This window comes from Thermogladius sp. (assembly GCF_049970955.1).
Taxonomy (GTDB): domain Archaea; phylum Thermoproteota; class Thermoprotei_A; order Sulfolobales; family Desulfurococcaceae; genus Thermogladius.
Window position 1 is genome coordinate 1 of the sequence record NZ_JBMFLY010000119.1, and the last position, 1,577, is coordinate 1,577.

The window sequence follows — 1,577 nt, forward strand, 5'->3', positions numbered from 1 at the left end:
CCCCCGGCTACGACCCCATAAACACCTACACTGACGGCGCAGGCTACATAGCCTTCCCACCATACACGATACTTGGAGGTGGAAGCACACCCTCAGCCACTCCAATAGTGGCGAGGAAGGGCAGCAACCCCGGCTACCTGCCAGTACCCTTCGACCTCGCAACCACTGGTAAACTCTACAGGTACACTGTAACCGTGCTTTACGCGCTGCCCGGCACCGAGAACTTCGTGGATGTTACCCCCGACAACAACGTCATCACGCTCAACCTCACCGACTACTTCGTAAAATGCAGTGTCCAGAGCTTCCAGCTCATAGCGAAGGTCTACAACGTGAACATGAAGGTCGTAGACCTTTGCGGAAGACCTCTCACAAGCGCTGACGACCCCAACGCAACCCTGATTCTAACATACACCCCGCCACAAGGCTCCCCGATAAACTTCCCCGCAGGCCTGGGCAAGGACGGCACAGTCTTCATAGGCAAGGTTCCAGGAGGCACCTTCACCGTCAAGCTCGCATTCAAAGGCGTGTTAATGAGCCCGGTAAGCGGTCCCAGCCCACTTGTAGTAACGGGCAACATCGCCAACTACAGCCAGGCGACGTACACGTTCCCCGTAGGCGACATTAAGTTCAGGGTGACCCAGTGGGACGAGAAACTCCCACTAGTCAACATAAGCGTGACCCTTGACTACTACAAGGGCACAATGAAGACCTACACTCAGAATGCAACAACCGGGTGTGACGGCACAGTCTCATTCACAAAGGTTCCACTCTCAATAGACACAAGCCTCAACTCCGTCATAATTACACTCCAGACAAGGAATGACACTCCCTACATCAGGCACCCCAAGGATGACAACCTCGTAATCGGCAAGTGGGATCTCACGAAGACTCTTGCAGGCATCCAGCCATCCTGCACAATCGGCCCGATAGACATCCCAGCATGGGTCTTCAGCTTCACGCTCGAGGCTGTAGACCACGCTGGGAACATACTCAAAGAGCTGCCCACGAGCAACGGCACGGCCCCCGTAATCGTGGCCCTCAACGATACTTACAATGCGATATCATATAACGTGACACAGGTCTGCCAGGGAGGCCCTGGCTGTCTCTGCTGGCCATCCATAAGCGTGACCTACCAGATCTTTAACGCTACAAACAACGCTGGCAAGCCATGGGGCAACGGCATAAGCGAGGCAAGGTTCAAGTTCACCGGGACCCAGTGGGACAACAGCAACTACCCGCACCTCTTCATCGCCGGTGCCAACTACAGCTTCATAGTATGGTATGGAGGCGTGATGGTCTACAACTACAACTTCACAATGCCGGCTCCAAGCGCGGCGCTAGACTATAACAGCGTCATCAGCGCCCAGGTGATAAGATTCAACGAGACCACGGGCGCCCAGACTCTAGTACAAACCGACAAGCTCGACTACACCTGGATACTCGGGAAGAACGGTGCTACCGAGCACCCAATAGTCAGGTTCTACGGAGCGCCGGCGTGGAGCGGCAGGTACAGCGTTAAGCTCCAACTCGTAACCTGGGTCGTCAACCTCGACATCTACACGGTGAGCAAGCTGGGC

The 1,577-nt window shown here is 55.3% G+C and carries 1 protein-coding gene; it reads left to right on the plus strand.

Translation table 11 applies throughout. From position 1 onward, the window contains the following. On the plus strand, positions 1–1,577 hold a 1,577-nt coding region (locus tag ACP5VX_RS07225), incomplete at both ends, for a hypothetical protein (protein WP_428725203.1).